The sequence below is a fragment of the Qipengyuania sp. ASV99 genome, assembly GCF_047872805.1.
Lineage (GTDB): Bacteria > Pseudomonadota > Alphaproteobacteria > Sphingomonadales > Sphingomonadaceae > Erythrobacter.
In genome coordinates this window covers 246,517-268,989 of record NZ_JBLQUK010000002.1, presented here as the reverse complement: position 1 = coordinate 268,989, position 22,473 = coordinate 246,517, and the positions used below count along the sequence as shown (strand labels likewise).

The 22,473-nt window shown below is 60.3% G+C and carries 27 protein-coding genes; 21 read left to right on the top strand and 6 right to left on the bottom strand.

Annotated elements, in window-relative coordinates; genetic code table 11:
• Positions 1-5: 5 nt before the first annotated feature.
• Positions 6-164 carry a hypothetical protein gene (locus ACM64M_RS05210; RefSeq protein WP_416227603.1) on the bottom strand — a complete coding sequence of 53 codons (159 nt, stop codon included), beginning with the start codon at positions 162-164 and terminating at the stop codon, positions 6-8.
• A gap of 129 nt (positions 165-293) precedes the next feature.
• On the opposite strand from ACM64M_RS05210, the gene ACM64M_RS05205 reads away from it, so the two are divergent.
• Together ACM64M_RS05205 and ACM64M_RS05200 are read left to right on the top strand one after the other, a co-directional pair.
• Positions 294-806, top strand: a complete 513-nt coding sequence (locus ACM64M_RS05205) for a PaaI family thioesterase (RefSeq protein ID WP_416227602.1) — start codon at positions 294-296, stop codon at positions 804-806.
• Positions 799-1,200 (top strand): PaaI family thioesterase, encoded by a 402-nt coding sequence (locus ACM64M_RS05200; protein ID WP_416227601.1) that lies wholly within the window; start codon positions 799-801, stop codon positions 1,198-1,200. Before ACM64M_RS05205 ends, ACM64M_RS05200 begins: the two co-directional genes overlap by 8 nt.
• Before the next feature lie 29 nt (positions 1,201-1,229).
• Here the strand turns inward: ACM64M_RS05200 and ACM64M_RS05195 are convergent, their stop codons facing one another.
• Both ACM64M_RS05195 and cobS read right to left on the bottom strand, forming a co-directional pair.
• The gene (locus ACM64M_RS05195; protein WP_416227600.1) at positions 1,230-3,380 is read right to left on the bottom strand and encodes a transglycosylase domain-containing protein; all 2,151 of its coding nucleotides are present in this window, start codon (positions 3,378-3,380) and stop codon (positions 1,230-1,232) included.
• A gap of 46 nt (positions 3,381-3,426) precedes the next feature.
• Complete coding sequence (cobS, locus tag ACM64M_RS05190) at positions 3,427-4,416, bottom strand: cobaltochelatase subunit CobS (RefSeq protein WP_416227599.1); 990 nt, start codon at positions 4,414-4,416, stop codon at positions 3,427-3,429.
• A gap of 115 nt (positions 4,417-4,531) precedes the next feature.
• Between cobS and ACM64M_RS05185 the strand changes: the two genes are divergently transcribed.
• Positions 4,532-5,368, top strand: a complete 837-nt coding sequence (locus tag ACM64M_RS05185) for an oxygenase MpaB family protein (protein WP_416227598.1) — start codon at positions 4,532-4,534, stop codon at positions 5,366-5,368.
• Here ACM64M_RS05185 and ACM64M_RS05180 read toward each other — a convergent pair whose 3' ends face one another.
• Positions 5,369-6,052 (bottom strand): winged helix-turn-helix transcriptional regulator, encoded by a 684-nt coding sequence (locus ACM64M_RS05180; protein ID WP_416227597.1) that lies wholly within the window; start codon positions 6,050-6,052, stop codon positions 5,369-5,371.
• A 63-nt stretch (positions 6,053-6,115) separates the two neighbouring features.
• On the opposite strand from ACM64M_RS05180, the gene ACM64M_RS05175 reads away from it, so the two are divergent.
• Genes ACM64M_RS05175 through ACM64M_RS05155 form a run of 5 tightly spaced genes read left to right on the top strand, consistent with a single transcriptional unit; the run spans position 6,116 to position 9,126 of the window.
• Positions 6,116-6,502: a DUF1428 domain-containing protein gene (locus ACM64M_RS05175; RefSeq protein WP_416227596.1), complete on the top strand. Its 387-nt coding sequence runs from the start codon at positions 6,116-6,118 to the stop codon at positions 6,500-6,502.
• Positions 6,503-6,504: 2 nt separating this feature from the next.
• Complete coding sequence (locus ACM64M_RS05170) at positions 6,505-7,314, top strand: VOC family protein (protein ID WP_416227595.1); 810 nt, start codon at positions 6,505-6,507, stop codon at positions 7,312-7,314.
• Between the two features lie 4 nt (positions 7,315-7,318).
• Entirely contained in the window at positions 7,319-7,966 is a 648-nt protein-coding gene (locus tag ACM64M_RS05165; protein ID WP_416227594.1) for a glutathione S-transferase family protein, read from the top strand.
• Positions 7,959-8,447 (top strand): VOC family protein, encoded by a 489-nt coding sequence (locus ACM64M_RS05160; protein ID WP_416227593.1) that lies wholly within the window; start codon positions 7,959-7,961, stop codon positions 8,445-8,447. Before ACM64M_RS05165 ends, ACM64M_RS05160 begins: the two co-directional genes overlap by 8 nt.
• Before the next feature lie 4 nt (positions 8,448-8,451).
• A complete protein-coding gene (locus ACM64M_RS05155) occupies positions 8,452-9,126 on the top strand; it encodes a dihydrofolate reductase family protein (protein ID WP_416227592.1) in 675 nt (224 codons plus the stop codon).
• 3 nt (positions 9,127-9,129) lie between these two features.
• Here ACM64M_RS05155 and ACM64M_RS05150 read toward each other — a convergent pair whose 3' ends face one another.
• On the bottom strand, positions 9,130-9,723 hold the full coding sequence (locus ACM64M_RS05150) for a DnaJ domain-containing protein (RefSeq protein ID WP_416227591.1): 594 nt from the start codon (positions 9,721-9,723) through the stop codon (positions 9,130-9,132).
• Positions 9,724-9,796: 73 nt separating this feature from the next.
• Between ACM64M_RS05150 and ACM64M_RS05145 the strand changes: the two genes are divergently transcribed.
• From ACM64M_RS05145 to ACM64M_RS05125, 5 genes are read left to right on the top strand one after another with little or no spacing between them, the layout of a single operon-like run.
• Positions 9,797-10,069 carry a BolA family protein gene (locus ACM64M_RS05145; protein ID WP_416227590.1) on the top strand — a complete coding sequence of 91 codons (273 nt, stop codon included), beginning with the start codon at positions 9,797-9,799 and terminating at the stop codon, positions 10,067-10,069.
• Positions 10,066-10,518 carry an NUDIX hydrolase gene (locus ACM64M_RS05140; RefSeq protein WP_416227589.1) on the top strand — a complete coding sequence of 151 codons (453 nt, stop codon included), beginning with the start codon at positions 10,066-10,068 and terminating at the stop codon, positions 10,516-10,518. The genes ACM64M_RS05145 and ACM64M_RS05140 overlap by 4 nt, the downstream gene beginning before the upstream one ends.
• 48 nt (positions 10,519-10,566) lie before the next feature.
• Entirely contained in the window at positions 10,567-11,379 is an 813-nt protein-coding gene (locus ACM64M_RS05135) for an SDR family NAD(P)-dependent oxidoreductase (RefSeq protein ID WP_416227588.1), read from the top strand.
• Between the two features lie 5 nt (positions 11,380-11,384).
• The gene (locus tag ACM64M_RS05130) at positions 11,385-12,272 is read left to right on the top strand and encodes an alpha/beta fold hydrolase (protein WP_416227587.1); all 888 of its coding nucleotides are present in this window, start codon (positions 11,385-11,387) and stop codon (positions 12,270-12,272) included.
• A gap of 41 nt (positions 12,273-12,313) precedes the next feature.
• Positions 12,314-12,544 (top strand): amphi-Trp domain-containing protein, encoded by a 231-nt coding sequence (locus ACM64M_RS05125; protein WP_416227586.1) that lies wholly within the window; start codon positions 12,314-12,316, stop codon positions 12,542-12,544.
• A 1-nt stretch (position 12,545) separates the two neighbouring features.
• Here the strand turns inward: ACM64M_RS05125 and ACM64M_RS05120 are convergent, their stop codons facing one another.
• Positions 12,546-13,634: a DUF2332 domain-containing protein gene (locus ACM64M_RS05120; protein WP_416227585.1), complete on the bottom strand. Its 1,089-nt coding sequence runs from the start codon at positions 13,632-13,634 to the stop codon at positions 12,546-12,548.
• 56 nt (positions 13,635-13,690) lie between these two features.
• Here ACM64M_RS05120 and hisG point away from each other — a divergent pair, with 56 nt between their 5' ends.
• The 8 genes from hisG to ACM64M_RS05080 all read left to right on the top strand — a co-directional run bounded on the left by hisG (position 13,691) and on the right by ACM64M_RS05080 (position 22,473).
• A complete protein-coding gene (gene hisG, locus ACM64M_RS05115) occupies positions 13,691-14,389 on the top strand; it encodes an ATP phosphoribosyltransferase (protein ID WP_416227584.1) in 699 nt (232 codons plus the stop codon).
• Positions 14,389-15,681: a histidinol dehydrogenase gene (hisD, locus tag ACM64M_RS05110; RefSeq protein ID WP_416227583.1), complete on the top strand. Its 1,293-nt coding sequence runs from the start codon at positions 14,389-14,391 to the stop codon at positions 15,679-15,681. Before hisG ends, hisD begins: the two co-directional genes overlap by 1 nt.
• Positions 15,678-16,145, top strand: coding sequence for a transcription antitermination factor NusB (gene nusB / locus ACM64M_RS05105; RefSeq protein ID WP_416227582.1), 468 nt, complete (start codon positions 15,678-15,680; stop codon positions 16,143-16,145). The genes hisD and nusB overlap by 4 nt, the downstream gene beginning before the upstream one ends.
• A gap of 16 nt (positions 16,146-16,161) precedes the next feature.
• Positions 16,162-17,022, top strand: coding sequence for a thiamine-phosphate kinase (gene thiL / locus ACM64M_RS05100; RefSeq protein WP_416227581.1), 861 nt, complete (start codon positions 16,162-16,164; stop codon positions 17,020-17,022).
• Between the two features lie 169 nt (positions 17,023-17,191).
• Positions 17,192-19,306, top strand: coding sequence for a sodium-translocating pyrophosphatase (locus ACM64M_RS05095; RefSeq protein ID WP_416227580.1), 2,115 nt, complete (start codon positions 17,192-17,194; stop codon positions 19,304-19,306).
• Between the two features lie 201 nt (positions 19,307-19,507).
• The gene (locus ACM64M_RS05090) at positions 19,508-20,632 is read left to right on the top strand and encodes a GNAT family N-acetyltransferase (protein ID WP_416227579.1); all 1,125 of its coding nucleotides are present in this window, start codon (positions 19,508-19,510) and stop codon (positions 20,630-20,632) included.
• The gene (locus tag ACM64M_RS05085) at positions 20,629-21,513 is read left to right on the top strand and encodes a transcriptional regulator (protein WP_416227578.1); all 885 of its coding nucleotides are present in this window, start codon (positions 20,629-20,631) and stop codon (positions 21,511-21,513) included. Before ACM64M_RS05090 ends, ACM64M_RS05085 begins: the two co-directional genes overlap by 4 nt.
• A gap of 45 nt (positions 21,514-21,558) precedes the next feature.
• On the top strand, positions 21,559-22,473 hold the full coding sequence (locus ACM64M_RS05080) for an acyl-CoA thioesterase (RefSeq protein ID WP_416227577.1): 915 nt from the start codon (positions 21,559-21,561) through the stop codon (positions 22,471-22,473).

Genomic DNA, 22,473 nt, shown 5'->3' with positions numbered 1-22,473 from the left:
CTCGCCTAGATAATGCCGGGAGGTGGCGGCGGAGCGGTATCGTAGAGATAGACCATGAGGTCGACGATGCGGTCGTCGTAGGTCACCGCCTTGGTTGTCATGGCTCCAAACAAGGCTTGGGCGGATTCAAGACCCGGGATACTGGTAAGGTCGATTTTCGGCATGATTGGGTTCCCTGTTGCAATTGCGCCGGGCAAAATGAACTCGACGCCGGAGTCAACTTGATCGAACCTGACGCAGGGTTGAAATTAAATGATTGTAACAAAATGCCTCGCACCCCATTGGTTTCGCATATGAGCACAAATCAGACACCAAGCCCGGCTGCATTTAGTGCAATGGAGGCCAGCAAGTTCTTCTTTCGCGCCGGGCATACAGGCTGGCTTGGCCTGAAGTTCACCGCTCAGGGTGAAAATTGGGTTGAGCTTGAACTGCCCTGGCGGGCTGACCTGTTGGGCGAAGCGGATCGCGAGGTGCTTGCTTCGGGGCCGATTATCAGTCTGATGGATATGGCCAGCGGCATGTCGATCTGGCAGACGACGGGCAGTTTCACACCAGTCGCGACGCTCGATCTAAGGGTCGATTATCAACGGCCCGCTCGTCAACGCAGCGCGGTGTGGGGCCGGGTCGAATGTTATCGCACCACCCGGTCTGCCGCTTTCGTTCGAGGAATCGCGCATGATGGCGACATCGATGACCCGGTCGCGCATGTGGCAGGGGTGTTCATGACCATCGCCGCCGATCCGCGTAAGGGAACGATACCGCTTTCGGACGCCGAAGCCAGCGCAGCGGGAACCGGTGATGCCTGAAGTCAGCTCCGGACTTCCGCTCACACCCTACGCCCGCGCTCTCGGGATTGAATTGTTCGAAGTGCAGGACGGTATCCCGGTGTTTACAGTACCATTCGGGGCGTCAGTCGAAGGGCGTCCGCAGCATTATCACGGCGGTGCGACCGCGGGCTTGCTTGAATACGCAGGCTATGCCGCGTTGCAGGCGCGGCTGTTGGACGAAGGCCGCGAGGCGCGGATGAAGCCCGTCAACATCACCGTGCAATATCTGTCCGCCGGCAAATCCCGGCCCAGCTTTGCCAAGGGCAGGATCACCAGGCTCGGGCGGCGCAATGCAAATATTGCGGTCGAGGCATGGCAAGACGATCCGGCCCGCCCGATAGCCACCGCGATCATGAACATATTGATGGTCTAGGCGTTCGGGTCGGACAGCGCTTCTGGTGGCTAATCTGGAGGTTCGGTGGGTTCAACTCTGATCCCGCTTTCATCCAGCCGGATTTCAATCGGCACGCCGTCCTGCGACAGGATCAACCCATCCTCTTCCACCCTCAAGCTTGTGCCGTCTTCGCCCAAAGGTATCTCCTCGCCTTCCTCGATGTCGATATCGAGCGGCTGAACCGGACCCTGCGGATCGGGCGCAGCGCTGGGTTTAGGCGCTGGCAAAGCCAAGGCGCTCCGCATGAAGTCTTTCCATATCCGCGCAGGCAATCCCCCGCCGGTCACGCGGTCGAGCGGTGAATTGTCATCATTGCCGACCCACACGCCCACCACCAAATCACCCGCATATCCGACGAACAGCGCGTCGCGGTAATTCTGGGTCGTCCCGGTCTTGCCGAAATTGGCGATCGGCAGTTCCGCCGCTTCGCCCGTGCCGCGATTAATCGCGGCGCGCAGCATCTGTTCGATAGCCTCATGGTTGCGCTGCGATGCGCTGTCCTCACGCGCGGTGAGCCATTCCCACCACCCTTGCTCCTCTTGCGCGAACGCTCGGGGTCGCACGGGAAACTGGTTTGCCGCGATCCCGGCATAGGCCGCTGTCAATTCAAGCAAGGTCATCGTCGATGTTCCCAGCGCAAGGCTGGGGTCGCCTTCTGCCAGGGGTGATGTCACCCCCAGCGATCGCGCAGTGCGGATCACCCTTTCGCTGCCGATCTCGTTGAACAACCGCACAGCGGCAACGTTGCTGGATGTGGCAAAGGCATCTTCGAGGGTGATGAGGTCGGAATAACGCTCGCGCGCATTTTTGGGGCGATAGGAACCCGCTTCGATCGCAGTGTTGTCAATCGTGTCAGCGGGGCTCCACCCGGCTTCAAGCGCGGCGAGATAGACGAACAGTTTGAAGGTCGAACCCGGCTGCCGCCGCGCCTGTGTTGCGCGATTAAAGGGCGATGCGGCGTAATCCTTGCCCCCCACCATCGCCACCACTTCGCCGGTTGGGCGCATTGCCACCAAAGCCACCTGCGCATTGCCCAGTGCCGCCCGCGATGTCACCCGGCTGGCGAGCGCCTGAAGCTGCGAATCGAGGGTCGTTGGCACAACCTGCCGGGCATAGCCTGTCTCCAGCCCGTCGCGCGCCATCGGCAGCGCCCAATCAGCGAAATATGTGCCCGTCGGTAAGTCGTTGCGCGCGCGCACATCCAGCCGCGGATCGGGCAGCGCGTCAGCCTCTGCCTGGCTCAAATACCCCACCTCCACCATCGCCGCGATCACCATATCCATCCTCGCCTTTGCCCGGTCGTAATGCTTGGTCGGCGCATAACGTGACGGGGCCTGCAACAATCCCGCGAGCATCGCGGCCTGATGCGGCAACAGATTTTCAGGCTGGCGATAGAAATAATGCAGGCTGGCGGCGCGCAATCCATATTGATTGTCGCCGAAATAGGCGTTTGAAAGATAGCGTTCTAGGATCTGGTCCTTGTTCAGCCATCCTTCGATCCAGAACGCGATCAAGGCTTCGCGGGCCTTGCGCGACAGGCTTTGTTCGGGGGTGAGGAATGTGAATTTGGCAAGCTGCTGCGTGATCGTGCTCCCCCCGCCGCGCCCGGTCCAAGCCGCGCGAGCGATCCCGCGCGGATCGACCCCCCAATGCGAATAGAACCGCCGGTCCTCAATCGCGAGAAACGCCTGCACGACATGCGGGGGCAATTTCGCCACTTCCACCGGCGCATCGACAATCGCACCGCTGCGCGCAATCGGCGTGCCATCGCTGGCGAGCAGGGTGACCTGCGGTGCGGCAATGGGTTCCAGGCTTTTGGAGAGCGGCGCGGTGATGGCCAGCCACGCGAACAGGACGAAAAACGCAGCCAGCATCGCCGCCACGATCCGCACTGCCCACCATCGCTTGCGACGTCCGCGCCAATATTCGCGCGTCCACCACGGCAGGCGCCGACGCTCCTCGCGCACTACCTGATCGTCAAGCTGCGAAAGCCGCGCATCCCAAGTGGCAAAATCGGGCGAACCGGCGGGGCGGAAACCGACGGCATCTTCGTCGGGATCTAGCGGGCGCTGACTTTCGTAAAGCGCGTAAAACCCGCTTTCCCCATCACCGGGGGCCGCAGGTGCGAAACGTCTCCAGAATCGTTCAAAAAGCGCCATGGAATACTGTGTTAGCAGCCTAGGACACTTCTAAGCAAGCGGGCTTTCAGCCTCCCTTTGCCGCGCCTTCGGGCAGGTCTTCGCCAAACACCCGTTGATAATATTCGCTGACCAATGTCCGCTCGGCCTCATCGCATTTGTTGAGGAACGAGAGGCGGAAGGCAAACCCGACCGAATTGAATATCTCGGCGTTCTGCGCCCAAGTGATCACTGTGCGCGGGCTCATCACTGTGGAGATGTCGCCATTCATGAAACCCTGACGAGTCAGCTCGGCAACCTTCACCATGTCCGCGATCAGCTTGTCGTCGGTATCGGGCGTTTTCGATTTGACTATGCGCTGTTCGGTTTCAGCTGGCAGGTAATTGAGCGCGACAACTATGTTCCAGCGGTCCATCTGCGCCTGATTGATCGCCTGCGTGCCGTGATAAAGCCCGCTGGTATCGCCCAGCCCAACGGTGTTGGTAGTCGCAAACAGGCGGAACCAAGGATTCGGCGTAATCACCCGGTTCTGATCTAGCAGGGTCAAGCGACCATCAAATTCCAGTATACGCTGGATCACAAACATCACGTCCGGGCGGCCTGCATCGTATTCGTCAAAGGTCAAGGCAACCGGGTGCTGGAGCGCCCACGGCAGAATGCCTTCCTTGAACTCGGTGACTTGCAAGCCGTCTTTCAGCACAATCGCATCACGCCCGACCAGATCAATGCGGCTGATATGCGCGTCCAGATTGACGCGGATGCTGGGCCAGCCCAGCCGCGCCGCGACCTGTTCAATATGAGTGGATTTGCCTGTGCCGTGATAGCCCTGCACCATGACCCGGCGATTGTGCGCAAAGCCAGCGAGGATCGCTAAGGTGGTGTCGGGATCAAAGACATAGCTGTCATCGCGTTCCGGCACGTGTTCGTCGTTCGATTGGAACGCGGGCACCTGCCAATCGACATCAATGCCGAATGTGTCACGCACATCGACCACTGTGTCGGGCTGCGAGGGAATGGCGCTGGCGCCGGCGAATTCTTTGGAGGCGTGTGAGTTCATTACGCGCCCCGGTTAGAACGGCTCGGCGGCGGCTGCAAGCGGCTCGCCCCTGCTATTTTTGCAAGTGCCCTGCAAACGCTCGTATTGCTGTGTCGGTGCGCTTACTTTGCTGGCAATGGCGGATCCAATCGAATCCTTGCGCTTGAAACTCGTCGATCAGGTGCGAGGAGTCTTCAACGACACAAAAAGTGGGCAGCAGCCGGTGCCGCCTTCCGACGATGCGCTGTTCGCCAAGGACACGCCGATCCGCAAGGTCCACGCCGATATTGTTGGGATGATGACCGGGGGAATTCGCGGGCTTCTGCTTCAAATGCTCCACCCCGAAGCGTTGCAAGGCGTGCTCGATCATTCCAACTTTCGTGAGGACATGCACGGGCGGCTACAACGCACCGCACGGTTTATTGCGGTCACCACCTTTGGCCAACGCGATGATGCAATGAAGGCCATCGACCGGGTTAATCGCATACACGCAAAGGTTGGCGGGCACCTTCCGGACGGTGCGCGCTACGACGCTTCCAATCCACGGACCCTGGCCTGGGTTCATGTGACCGAAGCGCAAAGCTTCCTTGCAGGGTACTTGCGCCATGTGCGACCCGACATGCCATTTGCCGAGCGCGACGAATATTACCGACAGTTTGCCGTCATCGCCCGCGCGCTGGGCGCAGACCCCGTTCCCGAAAGCTGCAACGAAGCCGATGTGATTTTCCGCGAATTGCGCAGCGATTTGCGAGCCTCGCCCGCCGCGCGCGAAGTGGCGCAACTGGTGCTAAGCCAGCGACCCAAGGGCACACCGCCCGCGCTGCAAAGCGTGATTGGCGCGGAAGCGGTCGCTATGCTGCCGCCCTTCGCACGCCAGATGCTGCGACTGCAACGTCCGTTGCTTACCGCGCTTCCGGCACGCGCCGCCACATGGGGAATGGGCCGGACATTGCGCTGGGCCTTTAGGCAATAATCAGGCGAGCTTTGGCGGCAGTTCGAACATCGCCGCAAACCGCTGCGCCAGACCGCGATCACCGCGAATCTCGAGACCAGCATCGAGCTCAAGCTCCTCGACCGAGACGTCGGCATAAAGCAAGGCAGCCAGCACTGGCGCAGCAGGCGCAATGAATACCGCCTCACCTAAATCGGACGATCCGCGCCGGACCGGCAACCTTCCCTCAGCCGTCTCAACGAGAAACTCCTCCCCGGCAACAATGAAGCCAATTCGCGCCTCCAGCCCAACCGCCTTTTCGGGATCGAACATCGTGCGTAGCGATAGCATCAGCGACACCGGCGAAAGCGGCAGCAACGGATCATGTCCGCTCGACATCGCCGCCCAGCGCCCGAGTTCCTGCAGCAACGGCTCGGCGGCATAGCCCCATTGTGTAAGCTCGTAGACCTGCACCGAGGCCAGCGCGGCAAGCGTCGTCCGGCGCAGCAGACCATTGGCCTCCAACCCGGCAAGTCGTTCGGTTAGCACTTTGGCGCTAATTGAAGGCAGACTGGCACGGAGGTCCGAAAACCGCCTTGGTCCAAGCATAAGTTCACGCACAACGAGCAAGCTCCAACGCTCGCCGATCAGTTCAAGACCAAAGGCCGTGCCACACGCGTCATCGTACCATCTGCCATGCAACGTGGTATCTTTTAGTAACTTCATGGTTGCTTTTGTAAACTTCACCATGCATCATCGTCAAGCCGAGTCGCTATGGGAGAGGATGCGATGAGCTACATTGACGGATTTGTGATCGCCGTGCCCAAGGCGAATAAGCAGGAATTCATCAACCATGCAGGGACAATCGACCCCATCTTTCTGGAGCTGGGTGCGTTGCGAGTGATAGAATGCTGGGGCGACGATGTGCCCGAGGGAAAGACCACCGATTTCCGCATGGCTGTGAAAGCGACCGCGGAAGAGGACGTCGCTTTCAGCTGGATCGAATGGCCCGACAAGGCCACGCGCGATGCGGCCTTTGCAAAGATGACCGAATGGATGGAACATCCCGAACAGGCAGACCCGCGCATGGACCCGGCAAAGAACCCCATGCCCTTTGATGGCAAACGCATGATCTTCGGCGGTTTTTCACCGGTGATGGACTTGAAAGGAGATTGACGATGGCGAACCGTCAGGGCGATTTCATCTGGTACGAATTGATGACCGACAATGCCGACGCAGCGCAGAAATTCTATGCGGGCCTGATCGGCTGGACTTTCAAGGACAGCGGCAATCCAGAGATGGATTACCGCCTGTTCTCTTCGGCCACCGCCGAAGTCGGCGGCGTCATGCCCCTGACCCCGGAGATGGTGAGCGGCGGTGCCCGCTCTGCCTGGCTGGGCTATATCGCGGTCGATGATGTCGATGCTAGCGTGGCCTCGATCAAAGCGGCTGGCGGTGCTATCCATATGCACCCGTGGGACGTTCCCGGCGTCGGTCGCCTCGCCTTCCTCGCCGATCCGCAGGGCGCGATGTTTTACGTCATGCTGCCAATCTCACCGGCGGAAATTTCCGATGCCGAGAGCCGGAGTTTCGCCGCTAACGAACCGATGGTGGGACACTGCGCATGGAATGAACTTGCTTCATCTGAGCCCGAGGCGGCCAAGGCATTTTACGGCGCGCAATTCGGCTGGGTGCCCGATGGAGCGATGGACATGGGCGAACTGGGTCAATACGAATTCTGGAATGTCGGCGATGATCGCGGCCACATGATCGGCGCTGTCATGCCGATGATGCCCGGTATGCCGATGAGCGCATGGACATTCTATTTCCGTGTGCCCGAGATTGACGCGGCGGTCGAATACACCAAGGCGCACGACGGCACCGCGCTGCAGGAGCCGACCGAAATTCCGGGCGGCGAATTCTCGTTCACCGGTCTTGATCCGCAGGGCGCAATTTTCGGGCTTGTCGGCCCCCGTAAAGGAAATTGAAGCGATGAGCGAATTCACGTTTTACACTGTCGCCATGAGCCGTGGTCAGATTTCACGCTGGTCCCTGCATGAGGCGAGCGCAGATTACGAACATGTGGTGTTCGATTGGGCGACCCGTCCCGAAAGTTTCAAATCTATCAACCCCATGAACAAGGTGCCTGCATTGGTGCATCATCATATGGGCGAAGACGGAACCACCCACGATCACGTCATCACCGAAGCAGCGGCGATCAACCATTATCTCGCAGAAACGCATCCGGCGGCGGGCCTGCTGCCCGATTCCCACGAACGCGCCGCCTATTTCCGCTGGTTGTTCTTTGCCGCAGGGCCGCTGGAACAGGCGGTGGTGGGTCAGGCAATGGGCTGGGAAGTCCCACCCGAACGCGCCGGGATGGCCGGTTTCGGTAGCCTCGAGCTGGCGCTTGGCGCGATGGAAGACTGGCTCAAGACCAACGATTTTGCGGCGGGCAATCGATTCACCATGGCAGACACCTATGTCGGCTGTCAGTTTATCTGGGGATTGCGATTTGGCTCCATCCCCGAAACACCCGCCTTCAAAGCTTATGTCGAACGCCTGATTCAACGTCATGCCTATGCCGAGGCAAATGCGATTGATGCGAAACTGATTGAAGAGGCAGCGGGCAATGGCTGACGCAAAAATGGCCACTTGCCTGTGGTTTGCAGGCGATGCTGAGGCGGCTGCCAAACTGTATTGCGGCTTGTTCCCAAACAGCACAATAAGCCGCATTGACCGGGCGCCTGCGGACTATCCTGGAGGCAAGGCAGGCGATGTACTGACCATCGGCTTCACCCTGCTGGGCCAACCCTTCATGGGCCTGAATGGCAAGACCGAGAATGATTTCACCGATGCGGTTTCATTCCAGGTGTTCACTGACGATCAGGATGAAACTGATCGCTATTGGAACGCCCTGACCGCCGATGGCGGCGCGGAAATGGCGTGCAGCTGGTGCCGCGACCGGTTTGGCGTGCGCTGGCAGATCGTGCCGCGAATATTGATGGATGGGCTTGGTCATTCCAATCCTGCAGTTTGCGGCCGGGTGTTTGCTGCAATGCAGGCGATGGTGAAGATCGACCATGCCGCAATAGCGGCGGCTGTTTCTGGGGAAGATTGATAGCATGGCTCGACACATCACAGCAGCAGCGTTCGTTTCGCTCGACGGTGTTATGCAGGCCCCCGGCGGGCCAACCGAGGATCCGACCGGTGGCTTTGATGAAGGAGGCTGGGTGTTCAAACTGTGGGACGAAGGGATCGATGACACCTTGGGCACCCTGTTTTCAGGCGAATATGACCTTCTGTTGGGACGTCGGACCTATGATATTTTTGCTGCCTATTGGCCGTATGCGGACGGCGAGAACGCGGCAATGGGCGAAGCCTTTGACCGAGCCAACAAGTATGTCCTGACCGCCGGCAACCAGCCACTCGAATGGCAAAACAGTCATCGTCTAGGCAGCATTGATGATATTGCCGCGCTCAAAGCAACGGACGGGCCAAAGTTGATTATTCAGGGATCGAGCACGCTGTATCCGTCGTTGCTGGCGGCCGGGTTGATCGACACGCTGATTACGATGACCTATCCGGTGATCCTTGGTGCTGGTAAGCGCCTGATGGGGAATGGCACTCCGGTTTCGACAATGACAATGACCGAACACAAGGTAACTGCCAAGGGCACCGTTATCGCAACCTATACGCCGGGCGGCGCGCTGCCACCTTATCCGTCGCAGGGGCCAATCCCGATCACTAGCGAACGCGAATTGGCGCGGCAGGCTCGGATCGCCAATGGCTTGTGGTAAGACCTAAACCAATGCTGCGCACTTCCTGAGCAATTGATACGCATCGACCACTGCTCCTAGCCGCGCCTCGTAGCGGCGATCGCCGCCGTTGCGGTCGGGGTGATAGCGGCGCACCAGTTCGGAATAGCGCCTCCGCAGCCGCCGGCGGTCGGTGTCGCTGCCTAGGCCCATTACCTCCAACGCCTCAGCCTCAGTCTTGGAAAAGCGACCATCACTGGCCATCCGCGATGCGCGTTCAGCTTGGCTGCGAATGCCTCCCGCGCGTGCAGAGATCGCTTCCAACGGGTCAACGAAATCGGCCCAGCGCGGCATTCCATCGACTTGTGCGCGGGCTGAAAAGCTGGGACTTTCGGTGCGCCAGCCGCTTGCTGGTGATTGCGCCATCAGGATTTCTTCCGCGCTCATCCCTTCGAACCAATCATAGCCCGCGTTGAATTCGCGCACATGCTGCAGGCAAAGCCAGCGCCATTCTCCTGGCCCGTCAAATCCGTTTGGCCGGTATCCCGGCGCACGAAATTCCCCGGCTTCGTTGCAAGCAGGATGCTCGCAAACCCTTTCGCCGGTTGCATACCGCCCATGGAATCGTGATTGAGACATAAGGGGGTTGAGAATGGCGAGTGAGACGCCAGATTCCAACCCGTCTCGTGGTGCAAAAAGGGAAATTCAGATCATGAATGGTTCAGTCGCAGAAGAAATGCGGGGCTTGCTGGTCGATGCCTTCGCCCCAACCCAGCTTGAGATCATCAACGATAGCGCATCGCATTCGGGCCATTCGGGCGATGATGGATCGGGCGAATCGCATTTCACGATTGTGATCGAAACGCCGACCTTTGCCGAGATGAGCCGCCTTGCCCGCCAGCGCGCGGTGATTGCTGCGCTTGGCGATATTGTCGGCCAGAGAGTGCATGCCGTGGCGATCAAGGCCGGCATCCCTGCTCAATGACGCTAAATCCCGCGCTTCGCCTGCGCCGCGCGGCTCGGCTGATCGTGCTCGATCCCAAATGCCGCGCGCTGATGTTTCGTTACGATGTACCCGGGCGGCCACCATTTTGGGTGACCGCAGGCGGCGAATGTGAGCCGGGCGAAAGCTTTGACGAAGCGGCGCGGCGTGAGTTGCTCGAAGAAACGGGGATAATCGCCGATCCGGGGCCGGAAATTGCCCAGATGACGCCCCAATTCATCACGGTTCAGGGCGAGCCAGTGCAGGCCGATGAACGCTTTTTCCTGATCCAGGTGGACGAAGCCCGGATCGATACCAGTCGCCACACCGTCACCGAACAGGCTTTGATGACGCAGCACCGTTGGTTCACGCTGGACGAGTTGGCCGACTGGCCCGAACCGGTATTTCCCGAAAACCTCGCCAAGATGATTGCGTTGCACACCGCAACCTGATTGCCGCAAGACCTCCCGCTCGCTATCCCCGAATGGAGGGAGAGAAACATGAACTACACCGGCAAGACCGTCTGGATCACTGGGGCATCATCGGGCATCGGAGCCGCGCTGGCCCGCGATGTGGCGGCGCGCGGAGCGCATGTGGTGCTGTCGGGCCGCGATAAGCCGCGGTTGGCCGAGGTCGCGGCGGATTGCGGTGAAAGCCTGATCCTGCCTTTTGATGTGCGCGACGAGGCTGCGCTAGCCGATGCGACAGCAAAGGCGATTGCATGGAAAGACGGCGTAGACATGGCCTTTGCCAATGCCGGAGTGTCTCAGCGTAGCCGCGCGCTTAAGACCGACATGCAGGTCTACCGCGACATCATCGCTATCGATTTGACCGCACAAATTGCTTTCTCTCAAGGTCTTATCGGCCATATGGTGGAACGAGGCTCAGGCGCACTCGCATTTGTTTCCTCGATCGCGGGCAAGGTTGGAGTGCCGATGCGCACCGCCTATTGTGCGGTTAAATTCGGGCTTGCCGGATATGCCGACGCACTGCGCGCCGAACTTTCGCAGAGCGGAGTCAGTGTCCATGTGATCTACCCCGGATCGGTCGCCACCGATGTCGCGCGCAACGCTCTGGTTGGTGACGGAACGCAGCGCGGACGCAGCGACAAGGTCATCGACGAAGGCATTCCAGCGCCCGACGCCGCCAAAGCGATGCTCGACGGCATGGCGGCAGATGAGCGTGAGATCATCATCGCGCAGGGCATGGAGGCGGGCATGGGCGAAATGCGGCGCACCCCCGAAGCGCTGATGGATCAGGTCGCTGCGATGGTAGCCAATGGCTACATGGAACGTATGGAAGAAGGCGCATAGACGGTATGCAACAAAAGCGCATAGAGCTTGCCAATGGCATCCATCTCGACGTGGTTGACGAAGGGCCGGTCGATGCGCCGGTGATGATCTTCCTTCACGGTTTCCCCGAAAATCACCGCACATGGCGGCATCAGATCGCGCGTTTCAAGGATCGCTACCGCTGCATCGCCCCCGATCAGCGCGGCTATCGCGGATCGTCGAAACCACAAGAGGTCGAGGCCTATACACCCGACAAGTTGATCGGCGATGTGTTCCTCCTAGCCGATGCGTTGGGGATCGCACAATTCACCATTGTCGGCCATGATTGGGGCGGCGCGATTGCCTGGGGCGTGGCGTTAGGCGGCCAGCATGCACGGGTTGAGCGCGCGATCATCGCCAATGCGCCGCATCCGGTGATTTTTCAGCAATTGCTCTACACTCACCCCGATCAACGCAGTGCGAGCCAGTACATCCGCGAATTTCGTGATCCCGCGAATGATCATCTCATCCGCGAACACGGCATCACCGGCATATTGATGAAAGCGGTCAAGTGGGATCGGCCCAGCACGATGCCAGCCGAGGAACGCGCGATGCTGCTAAAGGACTGGGAGGACCGCGACGCGTGTTTCGGGATGCTCAATTATTACCGAGCTAGCCAGCTGACCGTGCCCGCCATAGATGAACCGTTCGCTTTGCCCGATGGTTACACCGCACCGCCGCTTCCCAAACTGACAATTCCGACATTGGTGATCTGGGCGCTGGATGACCTCGCCCTGCCGCCCGAAAATCTCGAAGGGCTTGACGCTATCATCGATCCGTTGACCGTCGTCAAAGTGCCCGATTGCGGGCATTTCGTGCCATGGGAAGCGCCAGAAGCGGTAATCGCGGCGATGGAACAATTCCTGCAATCTTGACCCGCTATACTACGGGGGTTGAGCCAAAGGAGCGATTCCCTATGAACACCCAGCGCGGCCGCGACGTCACCAAATCATACAGCACCGATCAGAACATTCAGAAACTTGAACGTTTGGTTGAAGCGCTGCGCGAAGGCAAAGCCTACGAGATTCAGGTCGATAATCAGCGGCTTTACATTCCCGCAGGCACCGAATTTTCGATCGAGCATGAACAAGAAGGACCGATGCACGAGTTGGAATTTCAGTTCCGCTGGCGCACTGATGGCGAGTAATTTACGCGTCGCCGAACCATTCCACCCATGCGCCATGCGGATGCGCATGGGCGAGCAAGACGGGTTTTCCGTCATCGCTTGACCCAGTCCAACGACGCACATGCAATTCATGGCGAAAGGTCTGCGGATCGGTTTCGAGCGAAATCCACGCCAGCGCTCGGTCGGGCGTCGCCGCTGTCCCCGCCAATTCCATCGCCTGCGTGATTGCACCCTGTGTTTCGGCGGGTAGATATTGCCACATGATCGAATGGAAGAGTGTGCGCGTAGTGCCCTTGGCCTGCGGCCGCGCCAGTAGATCGGAAACAAATCCGTGCGCATCCTGCTTGATCAGATCGGGCGGATTGACGTTTGCCAGCGCAATGGCCGCGTCGATGCGCGCCATCCGGGCAGGTGCATCGGGCCAAACATAGCTTTTCAGGCGCAACGCGCTTTCGCTGTCGGACAAGTCGATGGGAGAGATGTCGCAGCCGCGAACCCCGGCAATCTCGAATCCAGCCGGCGCAGAGGGCGGTGAGCCCTTCCCGCGCCATTCCGGAATGATCCGCATTGGCGAAGTTTCAGGCCCGGTCTCGGTTTCTCCCAGCCGGAAAAAATATCTTTCCAGCATGGTGTTCACGCCCGCGCTCGCGCCCAGTTCGAACAGGTCAAACCTCGGCGTGCTGCGCTGCGCGAGCCATAGCAGGCCCGCCATGATGCTGGCCGAACGGCCCGCCTCGTTGGTTTGCGGCGGCCCGTCCAGCCACGGCAGCAGAACCGTGTCAAAGGTCTCGACCAGATCGCAGACAATCGCGTCGATCTGACCCTGATCGGTGATTTGCCCGCTATAAACCCGCGCCAGCCGGTCATCTCTGCCCGTCAACACCAGATAATGCAGCCCGCCAGCAATACGCAGCGGCATTGCATCTTTTAGCGTCAGCCCGCGCCAATTCGCAATCCGCCGTCCGGTCGCGGTCTGCCCCTCGCGCACTTTCGCAAGAGCGCGGATCACACGCGCGGTGCAGGGCGCACCGTTCTGCTCTGCGTGGCTCGCTTGCCAATCGAGCGCGGTCTGAAACTCCTCGATCGCCATGATCCCGCTTTCCGTCATCATCCCTCGGTCCGTTTGTGTTGCCCTTTGATCATGCAGTGCCTAAGTCCCGCCGCGCGATGACGACAGACCCGACCCCATCTTTCAGCGACCCCTTGACCTTTGCCGTCCCCAAAGGCCGCATCCTCGATGAAGCGCTCCCGGTTATGGCGCGCGCGGGCGTGGTGCCTGAGGATGGCTTTCACGACAAGGCCAACCGCTCTCTTTCTTTTGCCACCAGCCGCGATGATATGCGCCTCATTCGGGTGCGCGCCTTTGATGTGGCCACATTTGTGGCACATGGCGCGGCGCAAATGGGCATTGTTGGATCGGATGTGATCGAAGAATTCGACTATTCCGACCTTTATGCTCCAGTGGATCTCGATATCGGGCATTGCCGCCTTTCGGTTGCCCGGCTGGCCAGCGATCCTCATGCCACGGACAGCGTTAGCCACCTGCGGGTTGCGACCAAATACCCCAATCTGACCGCGCGCCATTTTGAACGGCAGGGGATTCAGTCCGAATGCGTGAAGCTAAATGGCGCCATGGAGCTTGCACCGTCGCTCGGCCTTGCGCGTCAGATTGTCGATCTTGTTTCGACCGGCGCGACGCTAAAACAGAACGGCTTGGTTGAGACGCAGCGGATCATCGACATCACTGCGCGGCTGATCGTCAACCGGGCGGCGCTCAAGACCGATCCCCGCGTGGCTGAACTGGTTGCAGCATTTCGCACAGACGCCGAGGCGCGACTTGCAGAAAAAGCAGAACAGGCCGCTTGATGCAGATGCTTTCAAGCCTTGACCCCGAATTTGAACGGCGGTTCAGCCGAGTCGTGGAAGCGCGCCGTGAAGCGGGCAGCGATGTCGCCGGGCAAGTCGCCGATATATTGCGCACCGTTCGCACTGGCGGAGACGAGGCGCTGGTGCAATATACTCAGCGCTATGACGGCTATACGCTTGCCGAAGAAGCCGACTGGAAGATAACCAGCGAACGGTGCGCAGAAGCTTACACGCAGATCGATCCGGACTTGCGCAGCGCGCTTGACCTCGCAGCGGAGCGCATTCGCGCCTATCATGAGGCGCAGCTCCCCGAAAACCGAGACTATATCGACGAGGCAGGAGTGCGGCTTGGCGCGGTCTGGCGGCCTGTGGATGCGGCGGGACTGTATGTACCCGGCGGACGCGCGGCTTACCCATCATCGCTGTTGATGAATGCAATTCCGGCGCGGGTAGCCGGGGTTGAACGGATTGTCGTGGTCACTCCGACACCCAAAGGCAATTCGAACCCGCTGGTGCTGGCCGCAGCGCATGTCGCGGGGATTGAGGAGATCTGGCGCGTGGGCGGAGCGCAGGCGGTCGGCGCGCTCGCCTATGGCACGGGCCGGATTGCGCCGGTCGACGTCATCACCGGCCCCGGCAATGCCTATGTCGCCGAGGCGAAGCGCCAACTGTTCGGCGTGGTCGGGATCGACATGGTCGCCGGGCCGAGCGAAATTCTGGTGGTCGCCGATGCAAACAACGATCCCGACTGGATCGCCGCAGACTTATTGAGTCAGGCCGAGCATGACCCAACTTCGCAATCGATTCTGATAACCGATGATGCTGGCTTTGCCGCCTTGGTCGAGGACTGCGTCGATGTTCAGATCAGCCAGCTTTCTACAGGCAAGACGGCGCGAGCAAGCTGGAACGATCACGGTGTCATTATTGTGGTCAACGACATTGCCGCCGAAGCCCCCGCTCTCATCAACCGATTGGCCGCCGAACATGTCGAGCTTGCCATTGACGATCCCGAAGCGATGCTCGCCAAGATCCGCCATGCTGGCAGTGTGTTCCTAGGCCGGATGACGCCCGAGGCTGTCGGCGATTACGTCGCTGGACCGAATCACGTCCTGCCGACCGGGAGGCGCGCGCGGTTTTCCAGCGGGCTTTCGGTGCTCGATTTCATGAAACGCACCAGTTTCATCTCGCTTGACGATGCCGCGTTTGCGGCAATCGGCCCGGCGGCGGCCACCTTGGCCCATGCCGAAGGGCTACCCGCACACGCCAAATCTGTGGAATTGCGCCTCAAATGAACACCCCCGCCCGCTCCGCCGCCCGCAGCGCCGCTCGGCTTGCCGCCGTTCAGGCGCTGTACCAGCATCACATGGAGGCGACCGCCTTACCGCGATTGCTTGATGAATTTCATCAGCACCGCCTTGGCCGTGAGGTCGATGACGATGACCACGAAGGCGAGATTTACGCAGAAGCCGAGGTTGAATTCTTCGACGATATCGTACGCGGCGTCACTGCCCGCCGCGAAGAGATTGATGCCTTGCTGACGGCCAAACTGGCACAGGGCTGGACTCTTCTGCGGCTTGACAAGACTATGCTGCAAATCTTGCGCGCAGGCACATATGAATTGCTGGCCCGCGCCGACGTGCCAACGGCAAGCGCGATCAGCGAATATGTCGATGTCGCAAAGGCGTTCTTCGACGACCGCGAAGCACGCTTTGTTAACGGCATATTGGACGCGGCGGCAAAGGATATCCGGGCCTGAAGCAGCAAAGCGCACCATGACCGAAGCCGAATTTCTTGCCGCACTCAGAACACTGCCGTTGCATCCCGGTGCGCGTGATTTGCGTGATGATTGCGCGGTTACCGAAATTGGCGGTGTATCTCTGATCCTGACGCACGACGTGATGAGCGAAGGTGTGCATTTTCGCAGCGATGCCGATCTCGCCGATGTGGCGTGGAAACTGGTCGCGGTGAACCTCTCCGATCTAGCAGCAAAAGGTGCAGAACCCATTGGATTGTTGCTGGGCCATGCGCTGAGTTCAGGCGATGCACGGTTTATCATCGGCCTGCGCGAAGCGCTGAGCGCTTTCGATGTTCCCTTGTTCGGGGGCGACACCGTGGCTGCTTCGCCGGGTGCGCGGACGTTTGGCATAACTGCAATCGGACGCGCGACCAGCCGCACAGTGCCCTGTCGCAGCGGCGCGCGTGCAGGAAATGCGGTCTATGTCACCGGCACTCTGGGCCGCGCGATGCTGGGGTTTGAAGGGCAGGCAGACCACGCTGAGGCCTTTAACCGCCCGCGCCCGCGGCTTGCCGAAGGCCGCGCTCTGGCTTCTCACGTCACTGCGATGATGGATGTGTCCGATGGCCTGCTGCTCGATGCCTATCGCATGGCCGAAGCGAGCGCAGTCACGCTGGCGATCCAATCCGCTTCAGTGCCGGTCTCCGACCCGCTGCGGTTACAGGAATGCCTGCGCTGGGGCGATGATTACGAGTTGCTTTTCACCTTGCCAAATGAAACGATAAGCCCGGTACCCGCGACCCGGATCGGATCGGTGGAACAGCGCGGCACAGCCCCGTTGACGCTTGACGGGCAGGCGATTGCAAGTACGAAGGGGCTTGGATTTCAACACGCCTGAACACGGCGGGGCCAATCCATCGCCAAAACTGGTGAAATGCGCCCCGATCTCCCGTTTTCCCGCTTGTCTCTTGCCCTCCAGCCAGTATGGGTAGCGGCCTTGCGCCCATGCACCTTCGCCGGTGCAAATCAACGAGAGGCGCATTTCCACGCACAAGAGGGGATTTTTCGTGGACCTAATACTCATATCAATCGGGTTGGGCTTGCTCGCCATTGTCTATGGCATTTTCACCAGCCGTCAGGTGCTCAGCGCGAGCCCGGGCAATGAAAAGATGCAGGAAATCGCAGGCGCAATTCAGGAAGGCGCAAACGCCTATCTGAATCGCCAATACACCACCATCGCCATTGTCGGCGTTGTCGTGGCGATCGTCGTATTCGCAGCGCTGGGCATGATCCCAGCAATCGGATTCCTGATCGGCGCTATCCTTTCGGGTGTCGCCGGCTATATCGGAATGAACATTTCGGTGCGTGCAAACGTCCGTACTGCTCAAGCAGCCAGCACGGGCCTTCAGGCCGGATTGACACTCGCGTTCCGTGCGGGCGCGATTACTGGCATGCTGGTGGCAGGGCTCGCGCTGCTCGCCATTGCCGTATTCTTTTACGTCCTCATCGGTCCGATGATGCTGGAGCCCAACAGCCGCGAAGTGATTGACGGGCTTATTGGCCTAGCATTCGGCGCATCGCTGATTTCGATCTTTGCGCGTCTGGGCGGCGGTATCTTTACCAAAGCCGCAGACGTTGGCGCTGACCTTGTCGGCAAAGTCGAGGCGGGCATCCCTGAGGATGACCCCCGCAACCCTGCCGTGATCGCGGACAACGTGGGCGACAACGTCGGCGATTGCGCGGGCATGGCGGCTGATTTGTTCGAAACCTATGTCGTCACTGTTGGCGCAACCATGGTGCTGACCGCGTTGTTGCTTACGCAGCTGGGCGAGTTGCTGTTGCCGCTGATGGCGCTACCGCTGCTGATTGGCGGGGCTTGCATCGTCACCTCGATCATCGGGACCTATTTTGTCCGTCTCGGCGGTGGCACCAATGTCATGGGCGCGATGTACAAGGGCTTTCTTGTCACCGCGATCCTGGCCATTCCGCTGATCTATCTGGTCACGCAATATGCGCTGGGCACGGTAGGCATGGACATGAACACAATTATCAATCCGGGAACCGGCATGGTCGAATTCCACGGACGTGATCTGTTCTATTGTTCACTGATTGGCCTTGCGCTGACCGGCGCGATCATCTGGATCACCGAGTATTACACCGGCACCAATTTCCGTCCGGTGCGCTCAATCGCGAAGGCTTCGGAAACCGGCCACGGCACCAATGTGATCCAGGGGCTGGCGATCAGTCTTGAATCGACTGCCCTCCCGACCATCGTCATAATCGCGGCAATCATCGGCGCGTATCAGCTTGCCGGCCTGCTGGGTCTGGCCTTTGGTGCAACCGCGATGCTGGCGCTTGCCGGTATGGTCGTTGCGCTCGATGCCTATGGCCCGGTCACCGATAACGCTGGTGGCATCGCCGAAATGGCAGGACTGGATGACAGCGTTCGTGAACGGACTGACCTGCTCGATGCAGTCGGTAACACCACGAAAGCAGTGACCAAGGGTTACGCCATCGGTTCGGCAGGTCTAGCAGCGCTGGTGCTTTTTGCTGCCTACACCGCTGACCTTCGGGAATATTTTCCGAATGCCAATGTCGATTTCAGTCTTGAGAATCCATATGTAATCGTCGGCTTGCTGCTCGGTGCGCTTTTGCCGTACCTTTTCGGAGCGATGGGTATGACCGCAGTGGGCCGCGCTGCGGGTGACGTGGTGAAGGACGTGCGCGAACAGTTCGCGGCCGATCCGGGCATCATGGCAGGCACCAGTCGGCCAAACTATGCGCGCACGGTTGACCTTGTGACCAAGGCTGCAATCAAAGAGATGATTGTGCCTTCGCTGCTGCCGGTGCTTGCGCCGATCGTGGTGTATTATGTCATAACCTTGCTGGCAGGCCAGGAAAACGGCTTTGCCGCGCTTGGGGCACTGCTGCTCGGCGTTATCGTCGGCGGTCTGTTCGTCGCGCTTTCAATGACCGCTGGCGGCGGCGCTTGGGACAATGCCAAGAAATACATCGAAGACGGCAATCACGGAGGCAAAGGCTCTGAGGCTCACAAGGCTGCAGTGACCGGCGACACCGTTGGCGATCCTTACAAGGACACCGCTGGCCCCGCTGTGAACCCGATGATCAAAATTACCAATATTGTTGCGCTGCTGCTGCTCGCGGCACTTGCCGTGCATTAATTTCACGACCAGTATTGGCGAATGCGAGACCCCGCCCGGCTTAGTCCGGGCGGGGTTTTTCTTGCTCGCAGGACCAAGAATCGGCGATCCCAAACCTTTGTTAACGCGGGCAAGCTATGCCCAATCACGGAGCGCAGCAGCGCGCGCCATGCAGAGGTTAACGCAATGGATCTGGCGAATTCGCCAACGATTAAGGGTCAAATGTCCACCGCCCGCATACGCAGCGGAGAAATTGCTGTGCGGGAATTGTCTCCTGCCGGCGCAAGCACACCCGCATTCCTAGCGGCGTGGGATGCGCTGGCCATCAATGCCAGCGAACCCAATCCGTTCTTTGAAGGTTGGTTTGCCCAGCCGTCGCTGATTCATCTGGAAACCGGCGCACCAACCGCGTTGATCGCGGTGTATGATGACGGGGCGCTGATTGGAATTGTCCCGGCGGCGCAGCGGCGTAGCTACTATGGTTACCTCGTCCCGCACGTTGCCGTGTGGCTGCATGACAACGCCTTTTGCAGTGTGCCGTTGGTGGCGCGCGGATTAGAGTGCCAGTTCTGGCGCGCCCTACTGCAGCATCTCGATCATTCTGCGGGGCGCGCGCTCTTTTTGCATTTGCCACAGCTTCCCGCTGATGGCTCGGTTTGCCGCGCGCTGGATAGCGTCCTTGCCGAAACTGGCCGTCCCGCTTTCACAGTCGGTGCGGAGGAGCGAGCCATGCTCGCCTCGAACGAGTGTCCAGAGACCTATCTCGCCCAATCGATGAGCGCCAAGAAGCGCAAGGAGCTGCGCCGCCAGCGCAATCGCCTTGGCGAGGAAGGCGCGCTAACCTTCGAACGCTGCTCCGATGCACAGGCTGTCGAGGCGTGGGTTGAAGAATTTCTCGCACTAGAATCCGCCGGTTGGAAGGGCGACGTCGGGTCTGCATTGGCCAGCGCTGCCGCCACCCGCAACTTCTTCGCCCAAGCGCTTACCGGCGCAGCGCATGCGGGGCGCCTTGAACGCTTGACCCTGAGGCTGGATGGTCAGGCGATTGCAATGCTGGTCAATTTTATCACACCGCCCGGAATGTTCAGTTTCAAGACCGCTTTTGACGAGCGCTTTGCCCGATACTCCCCCGGCCTGCTGCTACAGATCGAGAATCTGAACCTGCTTGCCCGCACGGACATTGCCTGGGCGGATAGCTGCGCTGCCGAAGGCCATTCGATGATCGAGCGTGTCTGGCGCGAAAAGCGCCGATTGATTACCCGCAACATCGCCATCGGCGGGTCTGCGCGCCGTCTGCTGTTCAAAGCTCTGATGGCCTATGAGACCCGCGACAGGAGCCCATCATGAACGCGCCTTCTCACCAATGGAGCCATTTCAGTGAGCCTGCCGGAGCGACCTTTGATATCGCTTCCCGGACCGATTTCGCGCAAGGCTATCCCGAAATCCCCCATCGATTGCGTCACGCACTGCATCGCCATCCGCTGCTCGAACTCGAAGCGCTGGCCGGTCTTGCTGAGCAATTGCCGCCTACTAGCGTCGAATACAATCGCGGCGATTTGCCCATCGGGGTCGAAGGCAAGCCGGCCGCGACTGGGCTTTCCATCGCCGAAACCATCCGCCAGGTGCATGGGGCGAACAGTTGGGCGGTGCTCAAGAACGTCGAACAGGCTGGCCCCTATCACACGCTACTCATGGGGCTGCTGGAAGAGCTCCGCGACGAGATTGAGGCCAAGACCGGCGCGCTGCTGACCCCGCAGGCTTTCATCTTCATCTCAAGCCCCAACGCGGTCACTCCCTATCATTTCGATCCTGAGCACAACATCCTGCTGCAGATCACCGGTTCCAAGGTGATGACCCAGTTTCCCGCTGGCGATCCGCGCTTTGCCCCAGACAGCGTCCACGAAAGCTACCATTCGGGCGGCCCGCGCGAACTCGGCTGGGACGATGCGTACATGGACGCCGCCCGCGCATTCCCGCTCGCGCCCGGCGAGGCGGTGTATGTGCCGGTCATGGCCCCGCATTTCGTCCGCAACGGACCGGACAGTTCAATCTCGCTCTCGATCACCTGGCGCAGTGAGTGGAGCTATGCCGAAAGCGACGCTCGCGGGCTCAATCACCTGCTCCGCCAGCGCGGCCTTTCCCCGCGCGCGCCGGGTCGCTGGCCGGATGGCAACAGAGCCAAGGCCTATACCTTTCGCGCGCTGCGCAAGCTCGGCCTGGCCTCTTAGCAAGCACACTTGACGCTGGCACCAGCGCTGCGCATGGCGCTTCGCATGGACGACACACACGATGATCGGCGGTTGGTTGATGGGCTGGTCAAGCTCCTCACAGTGGAGCCCGCCGCCTCCGACAGCTACACTGGCCGCGCGCAGCAGGGCGGCATTGGCAGGGTGTTCGGCGGGCAGGTGCTGGCGCAGGCTTTGCAAGCGGCGCAGGCCAGCGTCACTGATGGCAAAAGCGCCCATTCACTGCACGCCTATTTCCTGCGTGGCGGGCGAGAAGGGGGGCCGATCACCTACCGCATCGAACGCGATTTCGACGGACGCAGCTTTGCCAACCGCCGGGTCGTGGCCGCCCAAGCCAATGAGGACGGCTCCTCCAGCCCGATCCTCAACCTCACCGCCAGCTTTCAGGTGCCCGAAGAGGGCTTGGAGCATGACGATTCGCCAATGCCCGATGTGGCCGATCCCGACACGCTCAAATCTGACATGGAGATGCGCCGCGAGATGGCTGAACGCATCGGCAACAGGCTCTCCGATGCGCAGCGCGCGCTCATGCTCCGCCCGCGCCCGATCGAGATGCGCACGCAGGACAAGCTGCACTGGATGAACAGCGAGCCGCGCGAACCGCGTGCGCACAGCTGGTTTCGCACCACCGCGCCGCTGCCTGACGATCCGGCGCTGCACCGCGCGGTCATCACCTATGCCAGCGACTTCACACTGCTCGGCACCAGTGCGCTGCCGCATGGGCTGAGCTGGATGCGCGGCGAGCTGGTGGGGGCGAGCCTTGACCATGCGATCTGGTTTCACCGCCCTGCCCGCGCCGACGAATGGCTGCTCTATGCCACCGACGCACCATGGAGCGGCGGGGGGCGCGGCTTCAACCGGGGCCGCATCTTCAACCGCGATGGCCAGCTGGTCGCCAGCGTCGCGCAAGAGGGGATGATGCGCCGCCGCAAGGGGGGTTGA

Bases quoted from the DNA above. Each gene is read 5' to 3' on its own strand.
- ACM64M_RS05210 (WP_416227603.1), bottom strand. From the start codon at position 164: ATGCCGAAAATCGACCTTACCAGTATCCCGGGTCTTGAATCCGCCCAA.
- ACM64M_RS05205 (WP_416227602.1), top strand. From the start codon at position 294: ATGAGCACAAATCAGACACCAAGCCCGGCTGCATTTAGTGCAATGGAG.
- ACM64M_RS05200 (WP_416227601.1), top strand. From the start codon at position 799: ATGCCTGAAGTCAGCTCCGGACTTCCGCTCACACCCTACGCCCGCGCT.
- ACM64M_RS05195 (WP_416227600.1), bottom strand. From the start codon at position 3,380: ATGGCGCTTTTTGAACGATTCTGGAGACGTTTCGCACCTGCGGCCCCC.
- cobS (WP_416227599.1), bottom strand. From the start codon at position 4,416: ATGAACTCACACGCCTCCAAAGAATTCGCCGGCGCCAGCGCCATTCCC.
- ACM64M_RS05185 (WP_416227598.1), top strand. From the start codon at position 4,532: ATGGCGGATCCAATCGAATCCTTGCGCTTGAAACTCGTCGATCAGGTG.
- ACM64M_RS05180 (WP_416227597.1), bottom strand. From the start codon at position 6,052: ATGAAGTTACTAAAAGATACCACGTTGCATGGCAGATGGTACGATGAC.
- ACM64M_RS05175 (WP_416227596.1), top strand. From the start codon at position 6,116: ATGAGCTACATTGACGGATTTGTGATCGCCGTGCCCAAGGCGAATAAG.
- ACM64M_RS05170 (WP_416227595.1), top strand. From the start codon at position 6,505: ATGGCGAACCGTCAGGGCGATTTCATCTGGTACGAATTGATGACCGAC.
- ACM64M_RS05165 (WP_416227594.1), top strand. From the start codon at position 7,319: ATGAGCGAATTCACGTTTTACACTGTCGCCATGAGCCGTGGTCAGATT.
- ACM64M_RS05160 (WP_416227593.1), top strand. From the start codon at position 7,959: ATGGCTGACGCAAAAATGGCCACTTGCCTGTGGTTTGCAGGCGATGCT.
- ACM64M_RS05155 (WP_416227592.1), top strand. From the start codon at position 8,452: ATGGCTCGACACATCACAGCAGCAGCGTTCGTTTCGCTCGACGGTGTT.
- ACM64M_RS05150 (WP_416227591.1), bottom strand. From the start codon at position 9,723: ATGTCTCAATCACGATTCCATGGGCGGTATGCAACCGGCGAAAGGGTT.
- ACM64M_RS05145 (WP_416227590.1), top strand. From the start codon at position 9,797: ATGAATGGTTCAGTCGCAGAAGAAATGCGGGGCTTGCTGGTCGATGCC.
- ACM64M_RS05140 (WP_416227589.1), top strand. From the start codon at position 10,066: ATGACGCTAAATCCCGCGCTTCGCCTGCGCCGCGCGGCTCGGCTGATC.
- ACM64M_RS05135 (WP_416227588.1), top strand. From the start codon at position 10,567: ATGAACTACACCGGCAAGACCGTCTGGATCACTGGGGCATCATCGGGC.
- ACM64M_RS05130 (WP_416227587.1), top strand. From the start codon at position 11,385: ATGCAACAAAAGCGCATAGAGCTTGCCAATGGCATCCATCTCGACGTG.
- ACM64M_RS05125 (WP_416227586.1), top strand. From the start codon at position 12,314: ATGAACACCCAGCGCGGCCGCGACGTCACCAAATCATACAGCACCGAT.
- ACM64M_RS05120 (WP_416227585.1), bottom strand. From the start codon at position 13,634: ATGATGACGGAAAGCGGGATCATGGCGATCGAGGAGTTTCAGACCGCG.
- hisG (WP_416227584.1), top strand. From the start codon at position 13,691: ATGACGACAGACCCGACCCCATCTTTCAGCGACCCCTTGACCTTTGCC.
- hisD (WP_416227583.1), top strand. From the start codon at position 14,389: ATGCAGATGCTTTCAAGCCTTGACCCCGAATTTGAACGGCGGTTCAGC.
- nusB (WP_416227582.1), top strand. From the start codon at position 15,678: ATGAACACCCCCGCCCGCTCCGCCGCCCGCAGCGCCGCTCGGCTTGCC.
- thiL (WP_416227581.1), top strand. From the start codon at position 16,162: ATGACCGAAGCCGAATTTCTTGCCGCACTCAGAACACTGCCGTTGCAT.
- ACM64M_RS05090 (WP_416227579.1), top strand. From the start codon at position 19,508: ATGTCCACCGCCCGCATACGCAGCGGAGAAATTGCTGTGCGGGAATTG.
- ACM64M_RS05085 (WP_416227578.1), top strand. From the start codon at position 20,629: ATGAACGCGCCTTCTCACCAATGGAGCCATTTCAGTGAGCCTGCCGGA.
- ACM64M_RS05080 (WP_416227577.1), top strand. From the start codon at position 21,559: ATGGACGACACACACGATGATCGGCGGTTGGTTGATGGGCTGGTCAAG.